Source organism: Mucilaginibacter endophyticus (assembly GCF_003351025.1).
Lineage (GTDB): Bacteria > Bacteroidota > Bacteroidia > Sphingobacteriales > Sphingobacteriaceae > Mucilaginibacter > Mucilaginibacter endophyticus.
This window is the reverse complement of record NZ_QPCG01000001.1, coordinates 69,591-95,460: the sequence shown is the minus strand read 5'-3', so window position 1 is coordinate 95,460 and position 25,870 is coordinate 69,591. Positions and strand designations below refer to the sequence as shown.

The following is a 25,870-nucleotide window of genomic DNA, read 5'->3' as shown; positions in this document are numbered from 1 at the left end:
TATTTTAGGTGAAAGCCGAAAGGTAAAAGGCGAAAGGCCTTAAAATAAACTCACCAACACGTTATTGCGAGACACGAAGCAATTCCAAACTTACAGATCGGATCTGCTAATCGGGGATTGCTTCGTACCTCGCAATGACGTTACTAAAGAAAAATAATAAAATGGGACAAACATTATTTGATAAGATCTGGGATGCGCACGTCGTCAGCAGCAGCGAGGGGTTCCCGGATATTTTGTATATCGATACACATTTCATTCACGAGGTAACCAGTCCGCAGGCATTTGATGGTTTGCGTCAGAGAGGCTTACCTGTTTTCAGGCCAAAACAAACTGTGGCCACTGCCGATCACAACGTTCCAACTATTGATCAGCACTTACCCATTAAAGAAGAACTTTCACGCTACCAGGTAGATATGCTCACCAAAAACTGTAAAGAGTTTGGTATTGAGCTATATGGCTTAGGCCACCCGTACCAGGGTATCGTTCACGTTATAGGCCCCGAGCTGGGCATCACCCGTCCGGGTGGTACTTATGTTTGCGGCGACAGCCACACCTCAACCCACGGCGCTTTTGGTGCCATTGCCTTTGGTATTGGCACATCGCAGGTTGAGCAGGTGTTGGCTACTCAATGTTTACTTCAGTCGCGCCCAAAACGCATGAAAATTGAAGTGAACGGCAAATTACAAAAAGGCGTTGGCGCCAAAGATATTATCCTTTACATCATATCGCAGATCTCGGCTGCCGGTGGTACCGGTTATGCTGTTGAATATGCAGGCGATACTATCCGCTCATTGAGCATGGAAGGCCGCATGACCATCTGCAACATGAGTATTGAGATGGGTGCACGTTGTGGACTTATTGCTCCCGACGAAACCACCATCAACTACGTAAAAGGCCGCGAATTTGCCCCTAAAGGCGAAGAGTGGGATAAAGCAGTTGCTTACTGGGAAACTTTATATTCTGATGCTGACGCAGCTTTTGATGAAGTATTATCCTTTAAAGCCGAAGATATTGAGCCGATGATCACCTACGGAACCAATCCGGGTATGGGCATCGGTGTTACACAACACGTTCCTGAAACTGCTTCATTTGAAGCCAAAGAACAGGGATCATATAAAAAGGCTCTTGATTACATGGGCCTGCATGATGATGAAACGCTATTGGGCAAACCAATTGATTACGTATTCATCGGCAGCTGTACCAACTCGCGCATTGAAGACCTGCGCCAGGTTGCCGAGTTTGTAAAAGGCAAACACAAAGCCGATAATGTTACCGTATGGGTAGTTCCCGGCTCAAAACAAGTACAGCAGCAAGCCATAGCCGAAGGCCTCGACAAAATATTTAACGAAGCCGGTTTCCCGCTCCGCGAACCGGGTTGCAGCGCATGCCTTGGCATGAACGAGGACAAGATACCTGCAGGTAAATACTGCGTATCAACCTCAAACCGCAACTTTGAAGGCCGCCAGGGACCAAACAGCCGTACTTTCCTTGCCAGCCCACTAACCGCGGCAGCAAGCGCTATTACGGGTGTGGTTACGGATATCCGTACTTTCTTGAAGGAAGAGGAATTGGTCTGAACTCGAATTTTAGAGGAATTGAATGAATTAACGGAATGGAAGTTAATAGAAAACCAACACCTGAAGAATTTAAAGATTGTACCAGCAAAATAATTGGCTGTGCCATGCGCGTGCATTCTGCTTTGGGAAACGGTTTCCAGGAAGTAATTTATCAACGAGCCTTAGAAATAGAAATGGGTTTGGAAGGACTTGGATTTGTCCGAGAAATGGAGATGCCTATCTTTTACCGTAACGAACAAATCGGAACAAGAAGAGTGGATTTCTTTGTTGAAGGGGAAATAATGGTTGAATTGAAAGCTATTGCTCAGTTAGAAAACGTTCATTTAGCTCAAGCTATACCTCGAGGCTTATAACATCCAAACAGGTTTACTTATAAACTTCGGCAGCTTAAGCATGGAGTTTAAAAGATTATTGAATAAAAAATATATCCCAAATCTGAATTAAGGAATTTATTCGATTCGAAAAATTCCATTAATTCAAAAAATTCGAGTTCAGACAATATTATGGCAACTAAAATATTTAAACACATTCAAACCAGCGTAGTGCCTTTGCCTATCGAAAACATCGATACGGATCAAATTATCCCTGCAAGGTTTTTGAAGGCTACTACCCGCGATGGTTTTGGCAATAACTTATTCCGCGATTGGCGTTTTGATGGCGACGATAATCCCAAACAGGATTTCGTGCTTAATAATCCTAACTATAGCGGTAAGATCCTGGTTGCGGGCAAAAACTTCGGTTGCGGCAGTAGCCGCGAGCATGCTGCCTGGGCCATTGCCGATTATGGCTTTGATGCCGTGGTAAGCAGCTTCTTCGCCGATATTTTTAAAGGAAACGCACTTAACAACGGACTGCTGCCGGTGCAGGTAAGCGAAGACTTTTTAAAGAAGATCTTTGACGCTGTTTATGCCGATGAACATGCTGTAGTAGAGATTGACCTGGTTGACCAGTTCATTAAAATTGTAGCAACCGGCGAACAGGAAAGCTTTGAGGTTAACCCCTACAAAAAAGCCTGTATGACCAACGGCTACGATGATATCGATTACATCCTGAGCAAAAAGGATGAAATAGCGGAATTTGAATCAGTAAGGTAAAAGCTGAAAGGTTAAAGGCGAAAGGTCAGAAACCCGACCAGACTAATGAACAAATGAACTAATGAACCAGTCAACAACCAATAAAGTAATTCAGCGAGAAGGTAAAGGTACCGCCAAATTATTCGACGAACGGAGTTTAGCGAATGATTATGCAACCCTTGCCCCCCTGCTCAGGCCTGGCCTGAAGGTGCTGGATGTGGGTTGTGGTACGGGCGCTATCTCTAAAGATATTGCCGCGCTGGTTGGTGAAAGCGGTCATGTTACGGGCATTGACAATACCGAGTATTTTATCCAGAGCGGTAAGGAAACTTACGCTTCGGTTCAAAACATGGAACTGATCTACACTGATCTGTTCAGCTTTGAGCCGGAAGAAAAGTACGACCTTATTGTTTCGGCCCGTGTGTTACAATGGTTAAGCAATCCGGTTGAGGCATTAAAGAAAATGTATTCGCTGTTAAAACCCGGTGGTACAGTATCCATTCTGGATTATAACCACGAGGCTTTGCAATGGCAGCCACAACCACCGGTAAGCATGCAGCGCTTTTATGCTACTTTTTTAAGGTGGCGGGGCGATGCCGGCATGAATAATCACATTGCCGAAGACCTGCCCGAGTATTTGCAGGAAGCAGGCTTTACCAATATCGAAGTATTTAATGCCGATGAAGTTTATCAAAAAGGCGAATATAACTTTGAAGGCAAAGCGGGCATCTGGGCAAAAGTTGCCCAGTCAAAGCAAATGGTTGAGGAAGGCTATATTGATGATGAATCGCGCTTGCTGGCTATTGATGAGTACACCAACTGGGTGGAAAATGAAGCCGAGCAAATGGTGATGAAACTAAAAGAAGTACGCGGCGTAAAACCCGAATAAAATAAACATCTATAAAACAAAAAACCGCTGCCTCAGGCAGAGATTAGGGTTATGGGAATTAAAAAACACATATTAGTAATACCCGGCGACGGGATAGGCCCGGAGGTTACCACCTGGGGTAAAGCAGTTTTAGAAAAAATCGGTCAGGATTTTGGCCACGAATTTACTTTCGACGAAGCCCTGATGGGGCACGCGGGTATCGAGGCAACCGGCAATCCGCTGCCTGATGAAACACTGGCTAAAGCTAAAACAAGCGATGCTATCCTGTTTGGCGCTATCGGTCACATTAAATATGATAATGATCCTTCGGCCAAAGTACGCCCGGAGCAGGGATTATTAAAGATCCGTAAGGAGCTTGGTTTATACGCCAACCTGCGTCCTATTATGTTGTTTGATGAGCTTTTGGATGCGTCAAGCCTTAAGCCCGAAATATTGAAAGGTACGGATATCCTTTTCTTCCGCGAACTAACCGGCGACGTTTACTTCGGCGAGAAAAAACGCAGCGAAGACCGCAATACAGCTTCCGACCTGATGATCTATTCACGTTATGAAGTTGAGCGTATCGCTATAAAAGCATACGAAGCAGCGCGCGTACGTGGTAAAAGATTATGCTCAGTTGATAAAGCAAACGTGCTGGAGGCTTCTCGTTTATGGCGCGAAGTGGTACAGGAAATTGCCAAACAATATCCGGATGTTGAAACCGAGCACATGTTTATTGATAACGCGGCCATGCAGCTGGTTAAAAACCCTAAAAAGTTTGATGTGGTATTAACAGCTAATCTTTTTGGTGATATCCTTACCGACGAAGCATCACAAATTGCAGGTTCGATGGGGATGCTGGCTTCAGCTTCGGTAGGTGACGGAACCGGATTTTTTGAACCTATTCACGGTTCGGCACACGATATTGCCGGTCAGGATAAAGCAAATCCGCTGGCCTCTATCCTATCTGTTGCCCTGATGCTTGAAATAAGCTTCGGCCTTAAAGAGGAAGCCAAAAAGATAACAGACGCTATTGATAAAACGTTGAAAGACGGTTACCGTACCGGCGATATAGCTGATGCCAATACCGACAAAGCTAAAATCTTAGGCACTACGGCAATGGGCCAAAAAGTGCTTGAATATTTACAGTAAATAGCCATTGTCATGATGACTAAGTTCAGCATCTTCATGATGATATTGTTCCTCTTCTGCGGCTACGGAGCCAATAACGGAGGAGGGACATTTGCCTTTATTGAGGTGCTGATGGCCATGAGCATGGATGATAACGAAAAATTCGAAAACCTGGTATTGTTGTTCGCGATAGCAGCCCAGGTAGCCGGAATTTATGCCATCATCCGCTCAAACAACAGCCTGATGCTATGGGCAATAATAGCCCTGAGCCTGGTGGTGATAGTTGTAACCACTGCTTCGGCAGATGCTATTGGCAAAGTGATATGGGTTAATAGCCTTTTCATAGTAAGTACTATACTGTATGTAGTTACGTACTTTAAAAATAAAATAAAAACGCCGGTAACTGCGGTTCCTTCCTCAAGGAAGGAGTAAACAAGCATTTAAAGTTCCCCTCTTGAGAGGGGGCGCGGAGGAAACGAGCGAAAGCAGGGGTGTGTTATGCAAGCGATAAGCAACAAGCAGAAACACACCCCTCCACCCCTCTCAAGAGGGGAACCGCACAGAGCCAACGCTATTTTAAGTTAAAGACTTTCTCCCAAGGGAAGGATTAAAAAATCGGTGAAATCACCCTAATCAGTGAAATCATCAAAAATATAATAACATGAAATGGAACGCTGATTTATACGACCAAAAGCATGCCTTCGTATTCAAATACGGAGAAGATGTACTGGAGTTTCTGGATGTGAAACCGGGTGAGCACATCCTTGATCTGGGTTGCGGTACAGGCCATTTAACCAAACAAATACAAGATAAAGGCGCCGTAGTAAAAGGTACCGATTACTCGCCCGAAATGATAGCCCAGGCTAAACAACTTTACCCTGATGTTGATTTCGCGGTTGAAAACGCTGCCGATTTCTTCACCGATCAAAAATATGATGCAGTTTTTTCAAACGCGGCCCTGCATTGGGTGCTTGATGCTAACGGCGCAATCCGTAGTGTGTTTAACAGCCTGAAAAAAGGCGGCCGTTTTGTTGCCGAAATGGGTGGCAAAGGCAATGTTGAACGCCTGATAGAAGCTACTAAACAGGTGCTTCATAATCATGGTTATCATGAAAAAGCCGACGTTAAAGTTTGGTATTTTCCATCGGTAGGCGAATATACCACCAAACTGGAGGAGCATGGTTTCAGGGTTACCTATGTTATCCACTACGACCGAAAAACACCGCTTCAGGATGGAGAGCAGGGCGTAGCCAAATGGATCACGATGTTTGGCGCTCAGTTTTTAGATGGTATCCCTGAGGATGAAAAACAACAGATCCTGGCCGAGATCACCAAAAAGCTTGAACCTTTTTATAGTGAGAACGGCGAATGGTACGCCGACTACAAAAGGTTACGATTTATTGCAGTAAAAGAATAGATAGGAAACGTGAGATTTGAGATATGAGATTTTTTTTTCTAACTTGAATTTTGCTTTTTGATAAAAAAACAAAGAAATAAACACCGATGAAGGATAAGGGCATTATCTCCTATCCAACATCTCAAATCAAAATAAAAAGATATGTTACACGATCCCAACCGCGTTTATGTTTTTGATACCACGCTTCGCGATGGCGAGCAGGTACCGGGTTGCCAGTTAACAACCCCCGAAAAGATTGAGATAGCTAAAGAACTGGAACTACTGGGCGTGGATATTATTGAAGCAGGTTTCCCGGTTTCAAGTCCGGGCGACTTCCAAAGCGTTGTTGAAATTTCAAAAGCCGTTAAAGAGCCTACTGTTTGCGCGCTTACCCGTGCCAACAAAGGTGATATTGACGCTGCTGTAGCATCTCTGCAATACGCCAAACGCCCGAGGATCCATACAGGTATCGGTTCGTCTGACATGCACATCAAGCATAAATTTAACAGCACCCGCGAAGAGATTTTGGAGCGTGCTGTTGAAGCAGTTAAATATGCCAAGAAATCTGTAGAGGATATTGAGTTTTATGCCGAAGATGCAGGCAGGGCCGATGTGGTTTACCTGGCTCAAATGGTTGAAGCTGTTATTGCCGCCGGTGCAACCGTAGTAAACATTCCGGACACCAACGGCTATTGCTTGCCAGATCAGTACGGCGCTAAGATCAAGTTCCTGAAAGAGAATGTTAAAAACATTGATAAAGCTATCATCTCGGTACATTGCCATAACGACCTTGGTTTGGCTACTGCCAACTCTATAGCCGGCTTGCAAAACGGCGCCCGCCAAATTGAAGGTACCATTAACGGTATTGGCGAGCGTGCAGGTAACACCTCTATCGAAGAAGTGGTGATGATCCTGAAAACACACCAAACTTTAGGCTTGCATACCAACATCGACTCTAAAAAATTCTACGAATTGAGCCAGATGATCCGCACACAAATGCGTATGCCGGTACAGCCTAATAAAGCTATTGTAGGTGCCAATGCCTTTGCCCACAGCTCAGGTATTCACCAGGACGGCTTCCTTAAAATGCGTGAAAACTACGAGATCATTCGCCCTGAAGATGTAGGCTTTCCGAGCGCCACAATAGTGCTAACCGCGCGCAGCGGCAGGCATGCTCTGAAATTCCATCTGGAGCGTTTAGGATATACGCTGGATAAGGAAGAACTTGCTTTTGTTTACAATAACTTTTTAACGCTTGCTGATAGTAAGCTTGACATAAATGACCAGGATTTGCAAGGCCTTATGGCGCACCGACTGGTAAAAAATTAACAATGGAAACTGATACAAAAAGCCAGCTTGATTTTGAAGCGGCATACCAGCGGATAAAGGACGTTGTGAAACGTACCCCGCTGCAATATAACGCCGGTCTTTCGGCAAAATATGAATGTGATGTTTATTTAAAACGCGAAGACCTGCAGGTTGTGCGTTCATACAAGTTGCGCGGTGCGTACAATATGATCAGTCAGTTAAATGACGATGAATTGAGCCGCGGTGTAGTTTGCGCCAGCGCGGGCAACCATGCCCAGGGTGTAGCTTTTTCGTGCAACAAAAAAAATATTAAGGGCGTAATTTTTATGCCCGAAATAACGCCCAAACAAAAGGTTAAACAAACCGCTATGTTTGGGAACGGCAATATAGAGATTGTGCTCACCGGCGATACCTTTGATGATTGCCTGGCCGAAGCATTGATCTACACCGAAAAAAATCAGATGACCTTTATCCCCCCTTTCGATGACTACCGCGTTATTGAAGGCCAGGGAACCGTAGGTGTTGAAATACTGCAGGACCTGCCAGACATTGAAGTTGCAATCATGCCTATCGGCGGTGGTGGTTTTGCTTCTGGCACAGGTACCTATCTTAAAAATAACGTCCCAAACATTCACCTGATAGGCGTTGAGCCGGAAGGTGCACCATCAATGCTGGGTGCTATAAACCATGGTAAGCCCATTACATTAGATGAAATAGACCGTTTTGTTGACGGTGCCGCCGTTAAACGTGTTGGCGCGTTAACCTATGATATCTGTAAAGATATCCTGAACGATATGTTACTGGTTCCCGAAGGTAAAATCTGCACTACCATACTCAAGCTTTATAATGAGGATGCTATTGTGGTTGAACCGGCCGGTGCACTATCTGTAGCCGCGCTTGATGCCTGCAAAGAGCAAATCAAAGGCAAAAAGGTAGTTTGCATCATTAGCGGTGGTAATAACGATATTGCCCGCATGCAGGAGATCAAAGAAAAATCGCTGCTGTACGAAGGTCTAAAACACTACTTCATTGTAAGGTTCCCGCAACGTCCGGGTGCATTGAAGTTATTTGTAAACAGCGTATTAGGTCCGGGTGATGATATTACCCGTTTTGAGTTCATTAAAAAGAATGAAAAAGAAAACGGCCCGGCACTGGTAGGCATCGAGCTAAAAAATGCCGAGGACTACCCTGCGTTATTGCAGCGTATGCATGCACATCGTTTCAATGTTATTGAGCTGAATAAAGACCAGACTTTGTTTGAGTATTTGGTTTGATAAAATGATCTTCTAAAACTTACGAAGCTTTAAAAACTTCGTAAGTTTTTCCTTCCCAAATTCCCTCGGGATAATAATAAAAATGTTATTGCGAGCGAAGCGTGGCAACCGCACGGAAGCAAGGCCGCTCTGTACAGCATGCGATTGCTTCGTCGTTCCTCCTCGCAATGACATAAAAGAGCTATTCCTGCACCACATCAATCCAATTACCATCACCTTTGATGATATTGATCAATTCATCAAGTGCATTAGCTGAACTAATATTTTTTTTCACTGCTTCCTTACCACGGTAAAGGGTGATCTTATCCGTACCTGAGCCCACATAGCCATAATCGGCGTCGGCCATTTCGCCGGGGCCATTTACGATACAGCCCATGATTCCAATCTTCAATCCTTTGAGGTGACTTGTGCGACTGCGAATCATCTGGGTAGTAACCATTAGATCGAACAGGGTACGCCCGCAGCTTGGGCAGGAAATATACTCTGTTTTGGAAATGCGCGAGCGGGTAGCCTGCAAAATACCAAACGCGGTAGAGGTAATTACATTAGTAGGCAATTCAGGAGCATCAATCCAGATACCATCACCAAAACCATCAACCAATAAAGCGCCAAGGTCTGTTGAAGCGTATAGTTGTAATTTAGATGTGAGATCTGAGATTTGAGATTTGAGATCAGCTTCACTTTCGGACTTTCCGGCTTCCGGACTTCCGGACTCAAATAAATAACTTCTCTTCACAATCACCGGCACATCCAGACCTAATTCTTCCATTTTAAAGAAGAAAGCGCGCTGGTCGGCCATGCCGTGCAAGGCCTCGGTTTCCAGTACCAATACCAGCGAATTATCCAGCTGGATAGATCCGAAAGCGTCTGAGTCAATATCAGCTGGCTGTAGCTTTACTAAGTTTAGTTTTGAAGAGCGGTCGACATCGCCAATATATTCCTGTAGGGTAAATACGGGGTGGCAATTGGTTTTATCGGCCAGTTTAAGCCAGGTATTGTAATTATAAAGCTGCTTTAAATTTCCAGGTAAAGTAAATGAAGGCAATTCATCGGCCAGGTAAACAAAATCAACTGATTGTTCGGCCATGTTATATTTATCCAGCATCGGCGAGTACAGGTAGCCCGCTTCGTTCAATACGGCCGGGTCTTTCAGGTTCTTTTTCGATAAGTTAACCACTACCCTCGGCACCAAATGTCCGCCTATAAAAGCGTTGGCCTCATAGGTTTCGCGTTTTTTGTATTCGTATGGATTATGTTGAGCCGGTGAAATGTCAAATGTTAAAGGCGAAAGATTTTTATCTTCACCCAAAGCTTCGGCCTTTTGCCTTTCGCCTTTCGCCTTTTCCCTCAAAGAATAGCGGCGAACCAGCTCAATAGCAACCGGGGCTTCGGCTTCAGGCTCTTCGGTTAGGGATACACGCACAGTATCGCCGAGGCCATCTTCCAATAACGTTCCTATACCTACGGCAGATTTGATACGGCCGTCTTCACCATCGCCGGCTTCAGTTACACCAAGGTGCAGCGGATAGTTCATGCCTTCCGCAACCATAGTTTCAACCAGCAAACGGTAGGCCTGCACCATCACCTGCGGATTGCTCGATTTCATCGAGATCACGAGGTTATAGTAATTCAATTGCTCACACATCCGCATAAATTCCATGGCCGATTCAACCATGCCTTGCGGGGTATCGCCGTAACGGCTCATGATCCTGTCGCTCAGGGAGCCATGGTTGGTACCGATACGCATAGCTGTACCATATTCCTTACATACTTTTACCAATGGCGTAAATTTTTGGAAAATACGCTCCAGCTCGCCCTGGTATTCGAGGTCGGTATAATCTATCTGGTCAAATTTCTTTTTATCGGCATAGTTACCGGGGTTAACACGCACCTTTTCAACAATGCGGGCAGCTACCTCGGCAGCGTTAGGAGTAAAGTGGATATCAGCAACCAATGGCACTGTATAGCCACGGGCACGAAGCTGCTTTTTAATTTCGGCCAGGTTTTGGGCCTCTTTAATGCTGGGCGCTGTGATCCGCACATACTCGCAACCGGCATCAACCATACGGATGGTTTGCTCAACTGTACCAATGGTGTCCATGGTATCGGTAGTGGTCATGCTTTGTATGCGGATTGGATTATTCCCGCCCATGGGTATATCGCCAATATTAACCTCGCGGGTAATAAAACGCGAATATTCGATTAAGGAGTTACAATAACGACCGGGCAGCACTTTAACAGCATCAGTATTCATCAGTGATGGAAATTAGATTACAAAAATACGAAAGTTGTTTGATGGGAGGAAGTTGTAATGTTGAAACGCTGCGATGTTTAGCATAAATACACATTTGCCGACTGTCAAATACAAACAATATTCAGTAAATTTGAACATGGCAACTCAATTCATCACTAATGAAAAAGGCGAGAAAACCGCCGTAATTATTCCGATAAGTGAATATGAGAATTTGCTGCATCAGCATCACATTGATCTGGAGTTGACTGACGACTATAAAAAAATGATAGATTCGATGTTAGACTATGAAGATAAAGGCAAAGCAATGTACGTTTCATTTGAACACATTAAAAATAAGTTCAATAATGGCCTTTTAAAGAATAAATCCTTATAATTTCACCATCTACAGCATAAACAATTCTATGTTCCCTATCTATCCGTCTTGACCATTTTCCGGCCAATTGATACTTCAAGGCCTCCGGCTTGCCTATTCCCTGAAATGGAGTATCTCTAATTGAAAGTAACAGCTCCTTAATTTTCTTTGAACGGCAGTATTCCCACTCTTTTTCCATTCATTCAAATGTACTAAAGCTTCAGGAGTGAAAATTATTTCCATAAATTGTCGATATCGACCTTAACTCCTTTTCCAGCTTTCAGGTCTTCATCCCCTTTGAGAACCATTGCAACAAATTCAGGATCATAATCAGATTTCTCTTCTTCAAAAGAAATCTTAAATGCTTTCATGAACGTTTTTAAGGCATCCAATTGCTCTTTATTTTGTGGGTGTACAATTAGTGATTCCATATTCAAATTTAGCAATTAAATATTGATGTCCCAAACCCCTCATATCAACCGATCTTTAATCACCAAAGTCCCCGCAATCATATCATGTAAACACTGTTGTTGTTTATTAAAAAACGCTATCAGGTAACCGATAAAAAGGGTTAATACCGAAAATAGCTTGGCAAGGTTACGGCCAATGGCTTTTCCAACGCTGATCCGATTGCCATCCATATCCACTACTTTTATATTAAGCATTTGCTTACCGTAAGTAGCTTGCTTAACCGAGCTTTCCATTACCACATGATAAATAAATTTGCCAATGGGTATAAAAGCAATAATACCGATAGAGGTATAGATGCGGGCCTGCTTATCGGTAACGAACAGAAACACCACCACAGCCGCGAGCATAACAAATACCCCAAACACTATAAACCAATCAAGCGCTGATGCCAGCCAGCGCTGATCAAAGCTGCCGTAATATTGCATGAGTAGCTTTGGCCGGGCAAAACCTAATAGTTCCCGTAACTCGGTAATTTCCTGGGCTTCCTTGTAATCCACCATATCATCGGTCTTAACAAAATCGCCGGGTTTGATGCCGCGCGTTTTGAGCTCAGGGATAGTAAATGGCCCTTCGGGTTTACCGTTAATGACTAATATGTATGATTGGGACATGGGGCTACGAACTATAACGTCATTGCGAGGCACGAAGCAATCGCGAACTATACAAAGCGGCCCTGCCAATCGGGGATTGCTTCGTTCCTCGCAATGACGCTTGGTGAAATCTTAGTCTAAGATAGATATTCCTTCCACCAATCAGAATTATAAGCACCGTTTACCTCGGTTGGTTGGCCGGGTTTGGGAACAAATAAATCAATATGCTTTTGTTTTGCCATAGGTACCAACCATTCAACAGGCTCGTACCAGGCATGCGGAGCAAGATTGAATGTACCATAGTGGATAGGCATCATCAGTTTGCCTTTCAAATCAAGATGCGCGTTTGAAGCGTTATCCGGTCCCATGTGAATATCGGGCCAGAACTTTCCGTACGCGCCTATTTCCAGCATGGTCAAATCAAACGGGCCAAAGGCCTCTCCTATCGCTTTAAATTCAGGCGAATACCCTGAATCGGCACCAAAATAAATATTGTGTTCAGGTCCTTTAATCACAAATGATGACCAGAGCGTTTCGTTCCTCCCGGTAATTCCCCTGCCCGAAAAGTGGCGCGATGGCGTTGAAGTGAGTACAATTTCGTTGCCGATCATCGCGCTATCACCCCAATCCATTTCGGTGATAAAATTGGCAGCCATCCCCCAGCGGGTTAAATATTGAGCTACCCCCACCGAGCAGAAAAAGGGAATATTTTTATCAGCGAAAAATTTGATGGTAGCTTTATCCAAATGGTCATAATGGTCATGCGACTGGATCACGGCATCCAGCGGTGGCAGGTCTTCAAGAGCTATAGGCGGTTTAAAAAACCGCTTAGGCCCAAATGATTGCGAAAACGAAACCCTGTCGCTCCAAACGGGATCGGTAAGGATGCGTTTTCCATCTATCTCAATCAGGATGCTGGAGTGCCCAATCCAGGTGATACGTAAACCCGATGCAGGCGGCGTATTGTAAACCGATGGATCTGTTTTAAACGGACCTAAAGTTTTTTTAGGCGTATTCTCGGCTTTGTTATTCATATATTCCCTCAAAATGGGAATCATTTTGCCAAAGCCAGCCTCGTCGGTAGGTATAGTATTTTGATATTTTTGTCCTTTTTTTCGCGATGCGGGTAAACTCATAACAGCAATTATAGTACTTATGTCAGGTATGATATAAGTAACGCAAAAAAGTTACGATTGGTTGAATGGGAAGAACTTTTATTTACTTAAGAATGATATTGCGGTATCACAAAACTCAATTAACGGAGCTGGCAAGACGTCCCTGTCAAAAGGATGCAAACCTCCAAAAGTATGGTCAGCCTCTTTTTGTACGATGTATTCGGCAGCAGGATTAGCTTCGTGCAACTGCTGCGAATGACTAACCGGTACCGTAGGATCGGCATCACCATGAATAATTAGCCATGGCTGGGTTATTTTAGCAGCCTGCTTTAAAATATCTAACCTAAGCGGATTACGATCCAGATCATCTAACAAAGTTGATTTAACAGGCATTTGCTGATCTGTACGTTTATTTTCAAAATAAAAAACACCTTGCAGGCGCCATTGTGCCTCTATTTGTTTAGGCCACAAATTTCGGAAACCGGATATGGAAGCCATACTCACTAATTTTTTGATCCGCGGATCTTCGGCCGTTTTGATGATACTTATGCCGCCACCCATGCTATGGCCAATGAGGTATACGCCATCGGCAACGGGTATGCTCGCGCCGCTGCAGGCAAAATCAATGATGGTATCCAGGTCTTCCAGTTCGATAGAGATGGTATTATCCGCAAAAGCAGTCAGATCTGCAAAATCTTGAGGATGTGCAGGCGTTGTGCCATTATGCGAAAAATTAAATTTCAGGAAACGGAAGCCATTTTTGACAAAGTACCGGGCCAGCAGATCATGCGTACCCCAATCTTTAAAGCCCTTAAAACCATGAGCGAAAATTACCAGTGGCGCATTTTTAAAAGCATCATCATAGGTAACATCAATAAGCATTGGTCGGCCTTTAGCGCCGGGAAGGGTGAAATTATCTTTCCTGATCATGGCGGCTAAGTTAATATTAACCGGGATATTATTTCGGGAGCTGTCTGAAGTAATTAGGCTAAAGCCCTTCTTTGCTAACCCGATCCGTTGGCTAAAGCCACCGGCAATGAAAAACACAAGCTATTCAAAAGAAAGCGTCATTGCGAGGTACGAAGCAATCCCAAACTATACAGAGCGGATTTGCTAATCGGGGATTGCTTCGTACCTCGCAATGACGCTTTTTGTAATATCGTTTCCCTACACCCTTTTCCCGTTAAAAGTGATATTATACAAATCCGTGCGCCTGTCTTTGATATTTTGCACACTGCCGTATTCATGCAGCTCGTCCAATAACGACAGGTCAACATCAGCAATCACAATCATCTCGGTATTAGGTGTGGCTTCCGACTGAATACCATTTGTTGGGAAACCAAAATCAGATGGTGTAAATACCGCCGATTGCGCATAGCTCACCCCCATATTATTTACGTTAGGCAGGTTACCTACGCAACCTGCAATAGCCACATAACATTCATTTTCGACTGCACGGGCCTGAGCGCAAAACTTAACCCGGTTATAGCCATTTTGCGTATCGGTAAGGAAGGGCACAAATAAGATCTGCATATCCTGCCCTGCCATAATGCGCGACAGTTCCGGGAACTCCACGTCATAGCAAATCAGAATGCCTATTTTACCGGCATCCGTTTCAAACACCCTAACTTCATCACCCCCACGAATCCCCCATGAGCTAATTTCAGATGGTGTTGGGTGAATCTTGTAAACCTCCTCCATGCTACCGTTGCGGCGCAGCAGGTAGGATACGTTATACAACGATTCTTCATCAATTTTAGGCATGCTGCCCGCTATGATATTTACGTTATAGGATACGGCCAGTTTGCCAAATTCCTCAACAATCTGCTGGGTATATTTTGCCAGCTCGCGCATGGCCTTGGCCGTATCCATGTGGTTATAATCGGCCATGAGCGGCGTGTTAAATAACTCAGGGAACAGAATAAAATCGGCCTGATAGTCGCTCACCGCGTCAACAAAGTATTCGGCATGTTTAAGCAATTCGCTGATATTATTATAAGAGCGCATTTGCCACTGCACCAGCCCAATACGCACTACCGTTTTATGATTAATAGCATCACTTACTTCTTCATAGTAAACATTGTTCCACTCTATCAGTGTGGCAAAACCCTTTGAACGGCTATCCTCCGGCAGGTAGTTTTTCAGTACTTTACGTACGTGAAAATCATTAGATAGCTGGAACGATAATGTAGGATCATAAATCTCCTTGTATTTCACCTTGTCGATATACTGTCGTGGCGTAAGCTCGTTCTGATATTTCTGATAATTGGGGATGCGTCCCCCAGCTATAATACTTTTTAGGTTTAGCTTTTCGCATAGTGCCTTCCGTGCTTCATAAAGGCGGCGCGCCAAACGAAGACCACGATAATTGGGGTGTATGAAAATATCTATCCCATAAAGCACATCACCTTTTTCGTTATGGGTTTTAAAGGTGCTATCTCCTGTTATTTGTTTATAGGTATGGTTATCCCCAAACTTTTGATAGTCAACAATAATCGATAACGCGCAGCCGACAACCACATCGTTTACAGTTACGCAGATCTGCCCTTCGGGAAAAAGTTTAATGAGCTTTTTAATAGAATTGGCATCCCAATAGTCCTCATCCATATCCATATAAGCCGACTTCATCGACTTTTTAAGTTCCTGATAATCCTGTACTTCCAGGTTACGTAGTTCTACACTTTGCAGATCCATAGTTTTTTGTTACGATCAGTATTTTTATGTTATGCTGAACTGTCTCGAACGAGGTGTTTCAAACGCCCAACAAGACAAAGTTTGTTTATTGCAGTGCAGGGCAAACCAACAAGCTACCCCATCACTGTACTCCCAACATCCAAAAGCTCAATTGGTTTAAAGTAATTTTTCGCGATCGCTGGTATGCCACCAAACCCAATAGATCAGTACAAATTGTGCCGCAAGCCTGAGCCAGGCAAAAAAAGGCGTAATTGTCATCCCCTCAACCTTAAAAGGCGCGTCAAATATCATCCCAATATGCACGCTCAGAAAGGCAATCAGCATAAGCACAATGCCCCAGCCCGCCCAATACCTTGTTTTTGTTGAGATAAGTAATAAACCAAGCGTTATTTCCACAACACCCGCCACAATATTTAAAGCTTTCGGATATAGCAGGTTATGAGGCATTACAGCATAATAAAAACCGGGATCGCGGAAGTGATTAAGGCCGGCAAACACATAAAATGCTACAAGTATTATCAGGCTTATTTTTTTAAACTTATTCATGATTTAATTTACAAATATTTTGTTATACGCACCACAAAACAGTTTAAATACTGCAAAGCAAGCCGTTTTTATAATTTATAACCATTCCAAATAAGCCTGTTTGACAAAGTGTTGACATAGGATGTGCCGAATAGTGATACTTTTGTTCGGTCAAATTTTAAAACTGCTTTGAAGTATCTAAAGGTAATAGCTTTTACGCACAAACAGATTGAACTGAAGGAATTGGGTAGATTGGTGGTTTGCCAGGAAAATCTGACAGATAAACTTGCGCAGGTTAAAGAGCAGTTTAATATTCCCGAAATTTTCTACCTGGCTACCTGTAACCGTGTTGAGTTTGTGATGACAACCCCGCAAGCGGTTGACAAGGACTTTGCCAAAAAATTCATAGAAGCCTTTAACACAGAGCTTTGCCACGATTCGTTGAGCACTTTCATGAATAGCGCGTCTATTTATGAAGATCAGGAAGCCATGGTTCACCTGTTACGTACTTCTTGTTCGTTAGAGAGTTTGATCGTGGGCGAAAAAGAGATCCTTGCCCAGTTACGCCGGGCATATGAACATTGCAAAGAGGCAGGCCTAACCGGCGATGCCATGCGCATGATCATGAATTGTGTAGTAAAAACAGCCAAGGAGGTTTACACACATACCAATATCTCCAAAAACCCAATCTCGGTAGTATCGCTGGCTTACCGCAAGCTTAAAGACCTTAATCTTTGCTCAAATGCCCGAATCCTCATCATCGGTGCAGGCGAAACCAACCGCAATATTTCCAAATATCTTCAAAAACATAAATTTTCAAACTTCGCGGTATTTAACCGTACTGTGGCTAACGCCGAAAAATTAGCTGCCGATTTGGGTGGCGAGGCGTTTGACCTGGAAGCTTTGAAAACCTACAATAAAGGTTTCGATGCCATTATCACCTGCACATCAGCAGTGGAGCCTATCATCACTACCGAAATTTACCAATCGCTGTTAAACGGCGAAACAGGCAGGAAAACCATAGTTGACCTTGCTATCCCTAATGACACTGCTCCCGAAGTACTGGAGCAATTCCCGGTTAACTTTATCGAAGTACATTCCCTTAACGAGGTTGCCAAAAAGAACCTGCAGGAACGCTACCACGAACTGGTACATGCCGAAGCTATTATTGAGCAAAACATTGCCGAGTTTGTACAGCAGCTTAAACAGCGCCGTATTGAGGTAGCCATGCGCCAGGTGCCTGAAAAAATCAAAGAGATCCGCAACAATGCCATCAACACCGTTTTTGCCGACGAGGTACAAGGCCTGGATGAGCAATCACGCGAGATCCTTGAAAAAGTGATCAACTACATGGAGAAAAAATATATCAGCGTACCCATGATCATGGCGAAGGATATATTGATCAATGAAAATTGATTGAAGTATCTTGCAACCAGGCACTAAAAATTTTCTTTAAGAATTTTGTTTTAAGATATCGATATGCATTTAAAAAAAATGTCATTTCGAACAAGGTACGAGGAGAAATCCTTATCTCTGGTCGAAGTTTAGCGAAGCGTAACTTCGTCCTAAGATGGTTTAAGCTTTCAGCTTAACCAGCCCTGTATCTGGATATATCTTGTTACCTGCAAGCCAGGTGTAAACAACAACTTTAGATATTAGACACGCAAGCAGAATGCTTGCCTTATTTTAGGTCGAAGTTACGCTCCGCTAAACTTCAACCAGTTAATTCATCCCTATCGTACCGATAACACCCGTTCCAGATCATCCTTAAAATTCCTTCCGATCGGAATCTCGTGACCACTCAAAATAATACGGTTACTTTCTAAACGGGTTATTTTATTAATGGATACAATAAAAGATTTATGCACCCGCACAAAACGTTTCGGCGGAAAAATATCCAGCATCGCCTTGATCGACCCTTTTAACAGGATCTTCTCTTTGCTTGTATAAATTATAGCATAATCTTTTAACCCCTGGATGTGTGTAACCTCATTAAAATAAAGCTTAATCCGCTGAACACCACTTTTAACAAAAATAAAATCGGTGCTCTTGTCAGATAAAAGCTCCTCCGCATGGTCATATTGTGCTTTCAGCGATAGAAATTCTTTGATTTTGCTAATAGCCTGCTCAAAACGTTTAAAAGGTATCGGCTTCAGCAAAAAGTCAATTACGCCTAATTCGTAACCTTCAAAAGCGTAGTTACGATAAGCGGTTGTAAAAACGGTCACCGGTGGGTCTGCCAGCGTTTTCAGAAACTGGATGCCTGTCATCTCGGGCATTTCAATATCCAACAGCAACACATCGGACCGATGATCTTGCAAATGCCGCAGCGCATCACCCGCGTTACTAAACAAGAATACCGAATGCACCTGATCGATTTTTTTCAGGTAACCATCCAATATTTCAAGCGCAAGCGGCTCATCATCTACTACCACATATTTCAGCAAGGCATCCATTGTTACTCTTATAACTCAATTACCAGTTTTACCCAAAAGGTATCTTTTTTATCTTCCAGCAGCAGCGTATACCTATTCGGATAAAGCAGGTCCAGCCGTTTCCGCAAATTGTCAAGACCAATACCACCTTTAGTATGCCCTGCCATTAAAGGAGGTTTGGCATTTTCTATAATAAACTCCAGCGTATGTCCCTCCATGGCGATGTCCGCCTTTAACCATCCGCCCTTGGTTTGCTTGCCCAGTCCGTGTTTAAAAGCGTTTTCAATTAGTGGCAACAAAAGCAAAGGAGCTATTTCGTGCCCGTTTGGTTCAGCATTAATATTCAGGCTAATGGCAGCCTCATCGCTAAACCGCAATCGTTCCAGTTCCATGTAATTATGGAGATAGCCGATCTCTTTTTCCAGCGGCACTTTTTCACCGGTGCTGTCATACAGCATATATTCCATCATTTCTGATAGCTTCAGTACTACATCTGGGGCGAGTTCTGATTTTTTAAGCGTCAGGGCATAAAGGTTATTCAGGATATTAAACAGAAAATGTGGGTTTACCTGCGCCCGCAGAAAATTAACCTCGGCATTTAGCTTTTCAACTGTAATTCTCTGGATAACCAGTTGCTGGCCGTACCAGTCCATACTCAACTTCAAGGCAAGCATTAAGCCCAGGTACCATAGTGTGCTGAAAAAATTGTAGGATAACGATTCGACCAGGTTGCTGTTACGCATGGGGCCAACTACATAACCATATAAGTAAAAATCGAACAGGCTTTGCGCGGTTAAGTAGCCAATAACCGATAGGATGATTGCTGTAAAATAAGCCAGATATCGTCTTTTTAACAGGTACCGGGGTAAAAAATATTGCAGGTTAAGATAAGCGATAATAATAAGCAACACTATACGCCCGGTAACGCAGGCCACAAAGTAAGGCATACTGGCTTTATATATGAGGTATCTCTTCTCGTAAATAAAAAAGCCGGTGATGAGCACCCAATAAGCACCATGCATTAAGATATGTCTTAACGTAACCTTACGTTTTGAAAACGGCAGTTTAAGTAGTTTATCCAGCGCATCCATTTTGATGTTTCATATCATTTAGCATAAAAGAAACTAAAAGCATTTCGCCCGCAAAATTATATCGACAAACTGCGCAAATAATAGAGGAAGATACGGATAAAAGGGCTGATATCTATTTTTCAGGTTGTTGGTCTACTAATTTTCCGCCTCATTTCCGGTTGCCTTAATATTGCATGCACAAACAAATAAGTATTTCATTTAAAACTTTTTAATCATGAAACACATCAAATTTTATCAGGCGTTTATAGGGTTATTTACGCTGATAACGCTAAGCTTTACTGCATCGGGGTTCGCAAGCAAATTTGGGCTGGACGGTTACGAAATCTACCTAAACAACAAACTTATCCTGAAACAGTACGTTAACCAGCCCCTGAATTTGAGGGTACTGCAACTCACTAAAGCTAATGAAAGCGATGAGCTGCGCATTAAATATAACCATTGCCAAACCAAAGGCCCGGGTACAGGGCGCAGCCTTACACTACAGGATGAAAAAGGAAATACACTGAAGAAATGGGATTTTGCCGATGCCTCTGATTTTGCTATGGTGGTACCTGTAAAAGAGCTGTTGCAGCTGGAAAAGAAGAATAACAATCACGAACTCAGTTTACATTATACATCGCGCGAGCGACCTAATGGCGAGATGCTGGCAATGCTGAAGTAAAGACATGGTTATTTGCCTGTTACATATTGTATCCAACAACAACAATATGTAGCAGGCTTTTATTGGGGTAGTTCAAATACCAAGGGTTTTATAAGCCCGGTACTAATCATTGGTTCACCATCATTTCCAATAATAAAACGAACCTGATAAAGGGCGTTTATCGTTCTTCCATTCTTTTGCTAACTGCGCAGGAGATTTATACTTATTCCTGTCCCACCATTTTTGGTATAAAGCCTTCATCTCTTTCATATCGGCATACTCCAGTTGCAGATGCTTATAAAATATTATCTCCATAGTTCCAGTTCCGTCCGGCTTTCCGTTTAAACTCCCTTTCTGAATATGCTCGATTAAGTACATGGCCCACAGACCAACATAATCGCGGCGTTTGAGATTAGCAAACGATGATTGGAAATCATCTTTCCCACCAAAAACAATTTTCTCGTTCCAGTCAATTTTGTTGATCAAAAAAGGGATGGCGCTTTTCCCGGTATTAAACAATTTTTCCTGAAGCTCGATTGTTGTAGCACTATCAAGTTTGGCCTGTATATATTTACCTGCCAGCTTCTTTAAACTATCCTGTACCTGGCAACGAATTGTTCCAGTAAAAACCAGGCTAAGTATTATTAATAAAAGGCTGAGTCTTTTCGCCAGGAGCATTGTGATATACGGCTTAATTGTTAAACTAAGTTACCATTAATAAGCACACTATCACTCCGTCCTTAAACTCTTTATCGGGTTTACGGTAGCGGCTTTTACAGATTCATAACTTACCGTGATCCAGGCAATAGCTAACGCGGCTACAGAAGCTATAAAGAACACCGTCCAGCCCACATTAATGTGATATGCAAAGCCCGATAACCAACTATTTACAGCATACCAGGAAAGCGGGATAGCTATCACTATGGCAATGAGGATTAACCTGGTAATTCCTGATGATAATAAATAAACCAGGTTTACTACAGATGCCCCTAATACTTTACGTACGCCAATCTCTTTGGTGCGCTGCTCGGCCATAAAGGCTGATAAGCCATACAATCCCAGACATGAAATAAAGATACCCAAACCGGCAAAAAGGTTAAAGATATTGCCCATTTGTTGTTCGCCTTTGTAAAGTTTGGATAGCTCCTGATCAATAAAATCAAATTTGAAGGGATAGGCCGGGTTTAGTTGCTGGCTAATTGCTGATAAAATCTTTATAGTTGCCTCGGTTTTTCCGGGTAGCGTGCGTACCACCACATACCCACCAACTTTATTGAAAGGTATAACCAGTGGCTCAATGGTTTGCTGAACGGGCTTAAAATTAAAATCTTTTACAACCCCAACAATTGTACCCTTATTGCCCCAAACCGCTAATGGCTTGCCCACGGCAGTACTGGTGGTAAGGCCCATTAAACTCGCCATTTTTTCGTTGATCATATAATTATTCGAGTCGGTTTTAAAAGCCGATGAAAAACTTCGGCCGGCGGCTAATTTTATTCTGAATGTGCGCGTAAAATCTTCGTCGACAGCCATTACCGGGATAGAAATTTGCGAGCGCGGATCTTTGCCATTCCACTTCACGTTAAGCGTCCAACCGCCAAGCTCTGTCGGCAGATCGGTAATCGTAGTAAAATCGCTTGTAAGCGAGGTTTGTTTTAGTATATTTTTCAAAGCCTCCTGCTTATGCCAGATCTCGCCCGTCATGGGTATATATAGCAAGTTGGCTTTTTCAAAACCTGGGTTCCTGTCCCTGATAAATTTAAGCTGATTATAGATAACTACCGTACCAACCAACAATACAATAGATACCATGAACTGAACTACGACCAAAGTATTACGGAAAAACAAATTACCTCCCATCGACTTCATATTCCCCTTAAGCACTTTAACCGGGTTAAAGCCTGAAAGGAATAAGGCTGGGTAACTACCCGAAATGATACCGGTTACAAGGGCAATGCCTGCCAAACTAAACCAAAGTTTCGCGTCAGACAGGTTAATAACAAGTTTCCTATTAGCCAGATCATTAAACACCGGCAAAAACATACGGACAATAACAAGCGCAAGTAACAGGGAAAGAAAAGAAATAAATACCGATTCACTTAGAAACTGGATTACCAGTTGGCCGCGCACAGCACCTGCAACCTTGCGTAAGCCTATTTCTTTAGCTCTTCGTGCCGAGCGCGCGGTAGCCAGGTTCATAAAGTTGATACAGGCTACAACAAGTATCAATATGGCAATCACAAAAAAGATGCTTACATACTGTGAATTCCCGTGGCCCGGCGAATCTCCTAATCTTTCAGGAGCAAGATGTATTTGGGTTAAGGCTTGTAACTTAAATGTAGCCTTGGTATCGGGACTATGTTTATGAAAAATATGACCTATCTGTGTTTCCAGTTCAGATACATTGGCCGCAGACGGATCAAAATTTTTATCGAGTTGAACATAGCCGAAAAAGTTAAAATTGGCCCATTCATTATTTTTCAGATCGTAATTGGTTTGAGCTATCAAAGCCATCGGAAGCAGGATGTCAAACTGCAGATCGGAGTTGCCCGGAATATTGGCCATAACACCTGTAACTACTAAATTCTCTTTGTTATCCTTCCGGATCACCTTACCAATAGGATTTTCCTTTCCGAAGTATTTTGTAGCAATATCCTGTGTTATTAAAACACCATTGGCCTGGTTTAAAGCAGTGGCCCGGTCTCCTTTTAACAAAGGATACGAAAACATCTCCATGAAATTTGGATCAGCATAAAACACACGCTCTTCCTGAAATTTCCGGTTGTTAACATCAAATAAAACAGAAGGGAAACCCGGGTACAACCGGGCAGCGTTTTTAACAGCAGGTATCTCCGCTTTTAACCCAAAGGGCATTCCTGCCGAACTTGCCGCCGTTTTAGAATCGCCAAAATCGCTGTTGATTCGATAGATCTGCCCTGCATTTTTATGGAATTTATCATAGCTTAATTCATTTTGCACCCAAAGCAGAATCAGGATACTTGAGGCAAGTCCTATCGCTAAACCCGATATATTGATAATGGAATATGCCTTGTCTTTTAAAATATTCCGGTAAGCCAGTTTAAAATATGTTTTGAACATAGGTATGTGATTGTAGCAGATGTTAAACCTAAAATATTATTTAATACAGCTGAACGCCTAAAACTCATGCCACCCACTTAAACTACTGAAAAACAATAATTTAAACAAAGTCCGCTTATTACATCGTTCGGAAACGTTACAACAGGTGTGCGTTTTTGCCCGATACAGCGGCAGTCGGCAACAACGATTATGATCCTATCACCGCACAAATATCCGGGCGCGGAACCTGTTTACCATCTATGCGATATGCAAGGTAAATTTATACTGCACCTAACCCACACATTACAGTCATTTTGTTGCAATTAACAATAATTCGTTAAGTTGTTGTGCCTTATCATCGGCATAAAAAATTAAATTTGCAGCTGTAAAACATTCATTCTTTTGGACAGAAAACTGATTATAGGAACCCGTGGCAGCGAATTGGCTTTGTGGCAGGCCAATTTCGTTAAAGACAGCCTTGCTGCCATTAACATTACCGCCGAGTTAAAGATCATTAAAACCCAGGGCGACCGTATCCTGAACCTCAGCTTTGATAAGCTGGAAGGTAAAGGCTTTTTTACCAAAGAATTAGAAGAAGAATTAATTGCAGGCACTATAGATATCGCGGTCCACTCACATAAGGACCTGCCAACTGAAAATCCTCCGGGACTCATCATCGCAGCAGTTTCAGAACGGGAAGATCCGGCTGAACTGTTGTTGATCTTGAAAGACTGTGTTGATGTGCACCAAAAGCTATCTGTTAAATATGGCGCTATTGTGGGCACTTCATCAAACCGTCGTAAAGCGCAGCTATTGGCCCACCGTCCCGACCTTGAAATTGAAGACCTTCGCGGAAACGTGCCTACCCGTATTGGTAAGCTTCGCGATGAAAAATATGATGCCATTATGCTGGCCAAAGCTGGCGTTACCCGTTTAGGTCTTGACCTGAGCGAGTTTCATGTGGAAGAGATCACCCCGGTTGAACTGATCCCGGCACCTGCACAAGGCGCGCTGGCTATCCAGATCCGCGAAAACGACCATGAGCTTTTTGAAGCCCTGCAAGCATTACACCATACCAATGTTGCTGAAGAGCTTGCTGTTGAACGTACCGTATTGAAATTATTTGGCGGTGGCTGCCACCTGCCTTTGGGCTGTTACTGCCGCAAGGAAGATGGCCTTTTCCAGGTGTTTACTTCTAAAGCCAACGAAGGCGATGAATTTCCGGACAGACTATTTTTAGAAGCACCAACTACCGAAGGCCTTGCAGAAAAAGTAGTAGCCAAATTTGCTAAAGACCGCAAACACCCGGCGAGCGTGTTTATTTCGCGCGAACTTGGCCAACAAAGCTACTTCCGCAAAGCGCTTGAAAAACACGGCATCCAGATAGAAGATCGTTCGCTGATCCGTACCGTTCCTGTGATTACCCGTTTTGACTCATACATATTAAAAAATATCGACTGGGTATTTTTCTCCAGCAAAAATGCTGTTGAGTACTTTTTCCAGTTAAACCCTCAATTTCCTAAAAAAGTAAAATTTGGGGTAATGGGCAGTGGCAGCGAAGAAATGCTTCGCCGTAAAGGTCACTTTACCGATTATGTTGGCGAAGGAACTGATACCGCCGAAGTTGCCGAAGAATTTGCAAAACTGGCCAATGGTAAAATAGTACTGTTCCCAGGCGCCGAAAGCCCAATGAGGAGCATACAACAAGGCTTATCTGCCGATACCAAAATCATCGACTTGCCGGTTTACGAAACTGTACTGGAAGAAGATGTTGAAGCCAGCGGTGCCGACGTGATGGTGTTTACAAGCCCATCAAACGTAGAAGCCTACTTTGCCGATAACCTGCTGGACCCATACCAAAAGGTCGTGGCCATAGGTAAATCAACCGGCAAAAAGTTTGACGAAATGGGTGTAAAATACACGCTCCCCTACTCACCCGACGAAGTTGGGCTGGCAGAGGCAGTGTTTGGACTTTAAAGCGTTCATTGGTTCATTCGT

Annotated in this window: 25 protein-coding genes; 13 read left to right on the top strand and 12 right to left on the bottom strand. The window is 43.3% G+C overall.

Translation table 11 applies throughout. The annotated features are described in order from the left end of the window. The first annotated feature begins 161 nt into the window (after nucleotides 1–161). The 9 genes from leuC to ilvA all read left to right on the top strand — a co-directional run bounded on the left by leuC (nucleotide 162) and on the right by ilvA (nucleotide 8,627). The gene (gene leuC / locus DUL71_RS00415) at nucleotides 162–1,577 is read left to right on the top strand and encodes a 3-isopropylmalate dehydratase large subunit (protein ID WP_114937420.1); all 1,416 of its coding nucleotides are present in this window, start codon (nucleotides 162–164) and stop codon (nucleotides 1,575–1,577) included. A 35-nt stretch (nucleotides 1,578–1,612) separates the two neighbouring features. Then, nucleotides 1,613–1,930 (top strand): GxxExxY protein, encoded by a 318-nt coding sequence (locus DUL71_RS00410; protein ID WP_244228669.1) that lies wholly within the window; start codon nucleotides 1,613–1,615, stop codon nucleotides 1,928–1,930. Between the two features lie 150 nt (nucleotides 1,931–2,080). After that, nucleotides 2,081–2,671 carry a 3-isopropylmalate dehydratase small subunit gene (leuD, locus tag DUL71_RS00405; RefSeq protein WP_114936264.1) on the top strand — a complete coding sequence of 197 codons (591 nt, stop codon included), beginning with the start codon at nucleotides 2,081–2,083 and terminating at the stop codon, nucleotides 2,669–2,671. 61 nt (nucleotides 2,672–2,732) lie between these two features. Continuing rightward, nucleotides 2,733–3,539, top strand: coding sequence for a methyltransferase domain-containing protein (locus DUL71_RS00400; protein WP_114936263.1), 807 nt, complete (start codon nucleotides 2,733–2,735; stop codon nucleotides 3,537–3,539). A 57-nt stretch (nucleotides 3,540–3,596) separates the two neighbouring features. Beyond that, a complete protein-coding gene (gene leuB, locus DUL71_RS00395; RefSeq protein ID WP_114937419.1) occupies nucleotides 3,597–4,670 on the top strand; it encodes a 3-isopropylmalate dehydrogenase in 1,074 nt (357 codons plus the stop codon). A gap of 12 nt (nucleotides 4,671–4,682) precedes the next feature. Further along, the gene (locus DUL71_RS00390) at nucleotides 4,683–5,081 is read left to right on the top strand and encodes a hypothetical protein (protein ID WP_154402288.1); all 399 of its coding nucleotides are present in this window, start codon (nucleotides 4,683–4,685) and stop codon (nucleotides 5,079–5,081) included. 229 nt (nucleotides 5,082–5,310) lie between these two features. Further along, complete coding sequence (locus DUL71_RS00385; protein ID WP_114936261.1) at nucleotides 5,311–6,066, top strand: class I SAM-dependent methyltransferase; 756 nt, start codon at nucleotides 5,311–5,313, stop codon at nucleotides 6,064–6,066. Between the two features lie 141 nt (nucleotides 6,067–6,207). Next, nucleotides 6,208–7,374, top strand: coding sequence for a 2-isopropylmalate synthase (locus tag DUL71_RS00380; protein ID WP_112572986.1), 1,167 nt, complete (start codon nucleotides 6,208–6,210; stop codon nucleotides 7,372–7,374). Nucleotides 7,375–7,376: 2 nt separating this feature from the next. Then, on the top strand, nucleotides 7,377–8,627 hold the full coding sequence (gene ilvA / locus DUL71_RS00375) for a threonine ammonia-lyase IlvA (RefSeq protein WP_114936260.1): 1,251 nt from the start codon (nucleotides 7,377–7,379) through the stop codon (nucleotides 8,625–8,627). Between the two features lie 181 nt (nucleotides 8,628–8,808). Here ilvA and ispG read toward each other — a convergent pair whose 3' ends face one another. Next, nucleotides 8,809–10,881, bottom strand: coding sequence for a (E)-4-hydroxy-3-methylbut-2-enyl-diphosphate synthase (gene ispG / locus DUL71_RS00370; protein WP_114936259.1), 2,073 nt, complete (start codon nucleotides 10,879–10,881; stop codon nucleotides 8,809–8,811). 136 nt (nucleotides 10,882–11,017) lie between these two features. Here ispG and DUL71_RS00365 point away from each other — a divergent pair, with 136 nt between their 5' ends. Continuing rightward, a complete protein-coding gene (locus DUL71_RS00365) occupies nucleotides 11,018–11,254 on the top strand; it encodes a hypothetical protein (protein WP_114936258.1) in 237 nt (78 codons plus the stop codon). Here the strand turns inward: DUL71_RS00365 and DUL71_RS00360 are convergent. The 7 genes from DUL71_RS00360 to DUL71_RS00330 form a co-directional block, all read right to left on the bottom strand. Next, the gene (locus tag DUL71_RS00360) at nucleotides 11,220–11,432 is read right to left on the bottom strand and encodes a Txe/YoeB family addiction module toxin (RefSeq protein ID WP_114936257.1); all 213 of its coding nucleotides are present in this window, start codon (nucleotides 11,430–11,432) and stop codon (nucleotides 11,220–11,222) included. The two genes, DUL71_RS00365 and DUL71_RS00360, sit on opposite strands and share 35 nt — an antisense overlap. Nucleotides 11,433–11,466: 34 nt before the next feature. Further along, the gene (locus DUL71_RS00355) at nucleotides 11,467–11,664 is read right to left on the bottom strand and encodes a DUF2683 family protein (RefSeq protein WP_114936256.1); all 198 of its coding nucleotides are present in this window, start codon (nucleotides 11,662–11,664) and stop codon (nucleotides 11,467–11,469) included. 39 nt (nucleotides 11,665–11,703) lie between these two features. Then, the gene (locus DUL71_RS00350; RefSeq protein ID WP_114936255.1) at nucleotides 11,704–12,315 is read right to left on the bottom strand and encodes an RDD family protein; all 612 of its coding nucleotides are present in this window, start codon (nucleotides 12,313–12,315) and stop codon (nucleotides 11,704–11,706) included. A gap of 116 nt (nucleotides 12,316–12,431) precedes the next feature. Beyond that, on the bottom strand, nucleotides 12,432–13,430 hold the full coding sequence (locus tag DUL71_RS00345) for an MBL fold metallo-hydrolase (protein WP_114936254.1): 999 nt from the start codon (nucleotides 13,428–13,430) through the stop codon (nucleotides 12,432–12,434). 78 nt (nucleotides 13,431–13,508) lie between these two features. Further along, nucleotides 13,509–14,339, bottom strand: a complete 831-nt coding sequence (locus DUL71_RS00340; protein WP_114937418.1) for an alpha/beta hydrolase family protein — start codon at nucleotides 14,337–14,339, stop codon at nucleotides 13,509–13,511. Between the two features lie 237 nt (nucleotides 14,340–14,576). Next, entirely contained in the window at nucleotides 14,577–16,103 is a 1,527-nt protein-coding gene (locus tag DUL71_RS00335; RefSeq protein WP_112572974.1) for a carbon-nitrogen hydrolase family protein, read from the bottom strand. Between the two features lie 156 nt (nucleotides 16,104–16,259). Then, nucleotides 16,260–16,649 (bottom strand): DoxX family protein, encoded by a 390-nt coding sequence (locus DUL71_RS00330; RefSeq protein WP_114936253.1) that lies wholly within the window; start codon nucleotides 16,647–16,649, stop codon nucleotides 16,260–16,262. A 168-nt stretch (nucleotides 16,650–16,817) separates the two neighbouring features. On the opposite strand from DUL71_RS00330, the gene hemA reads away from it, so the two are divergent. Next, entirely contained in the window at nucleotides 16,818–18,044 is a 1,227-nt protein-coding gene (gene hemA, locus DUL71_RS00325; protein WP_112572970.1) for a glutamyl-tRNA reductase, read from the top strand. Between the two features lie 317 nt (nucleotides 18,045–18,361). Here hemA and DUL71_RS00320 read toward each other — a convergent pair whose 3' ends face one another. Both DUL71_RS00320 and DUL71_RS00315 read right to left on the bottom strand, forming a co-directional pair. Further along, nucleotides 18,362–19,084 (bottom strand): LytR/AlgR family response regulator transcription factor, encoded by a 723-nt coding sequence (locus DUL71_RS00320; RefSeq protein ID WP_208645459.1) that lies wholly within the window; start codon nucleotides 19,082–19,084, stop codon nucleotides 18,362–18,364. 8 nt (nucleotides 19,085–19,092) lie between these two features. Next, on the bottom strand, nucleotides 19,093–20,154 hold the full coding sequence (locus DUL71_RS00315; protein WP_167443283.1) for a sensor histidine kinase: 1,062 nt from the start codon (nucleotides 20,152–20,154) through the stop codon (nucleotides 19,093–19,095). 214 nt (nucleotides 20,155–20,368) lie between these two features. Between DUL71_RS00315 and DUL71_RS00310 the strand changes: the two genes are divergently transcribed. Then, nucleotides 20,369–20,815, top strand: a complete 447-nt coding sequence (locus tag DUL71_RS00310) for a hypothetical protein (protein ID WP_114936252.1) — start codon at nucleotides 20,369–20,371, stop codon at nucleotides 20,813–20,815. A gap of 120 nt (nucleotides 20,816–20,935) precedes the next feature. On the opposite strand, the gene DUL71_RS00305 is transcribed toward DUL71_RS00310, so the two are convergent. Together DUL71_RS00305 and DUL71_RS00300 are read right to left on the bottom strand one after the other, a co-directional pair. After that, the gene (locus DUL71_RS00305; protein WP_114936251.1) at nucleotides 20,936–21,472 is read right to left on the bottom strand and encodes a hypothetical protein; all 537 of its coding nucleotides are present in this window, start codon (nucleotides 21,470–21,472) and stop codon (nucleotides 20,936–20,938) included. A 51-nt stretch (nucleotides 21,473–21,523) separates the two neighbouring features. Next, on the bottom strand, nucleotides 21,524–23,893 hold the full coding sequence (locus DUL71_RS00300) for an ABC transporter permease (protein WP_114936250.1): 2,370 nt from the start codon (nucleotides 23,891–23,893) through the stop codon (nucleotides 21,524–21,526). A gap of 381 nt (nucleotides 23,894–24,274) precedes the next feature. Here DUL71_RS00300 and hemC point away from each other — a divergent pair, with 381 nt between their 5' ends. Then, entirely contained in the window at nucleotides 24,275–25,849 is a 1,575-nt protein-coding gene (hemC, locus tag DUL71_RS00295; RefSeq protein WP_114936249.1) for a hydroxymethylbilane synthase, read from the top strand. Nucleotides 25,850–25,870: the final 21 nt, after the last annotated feature.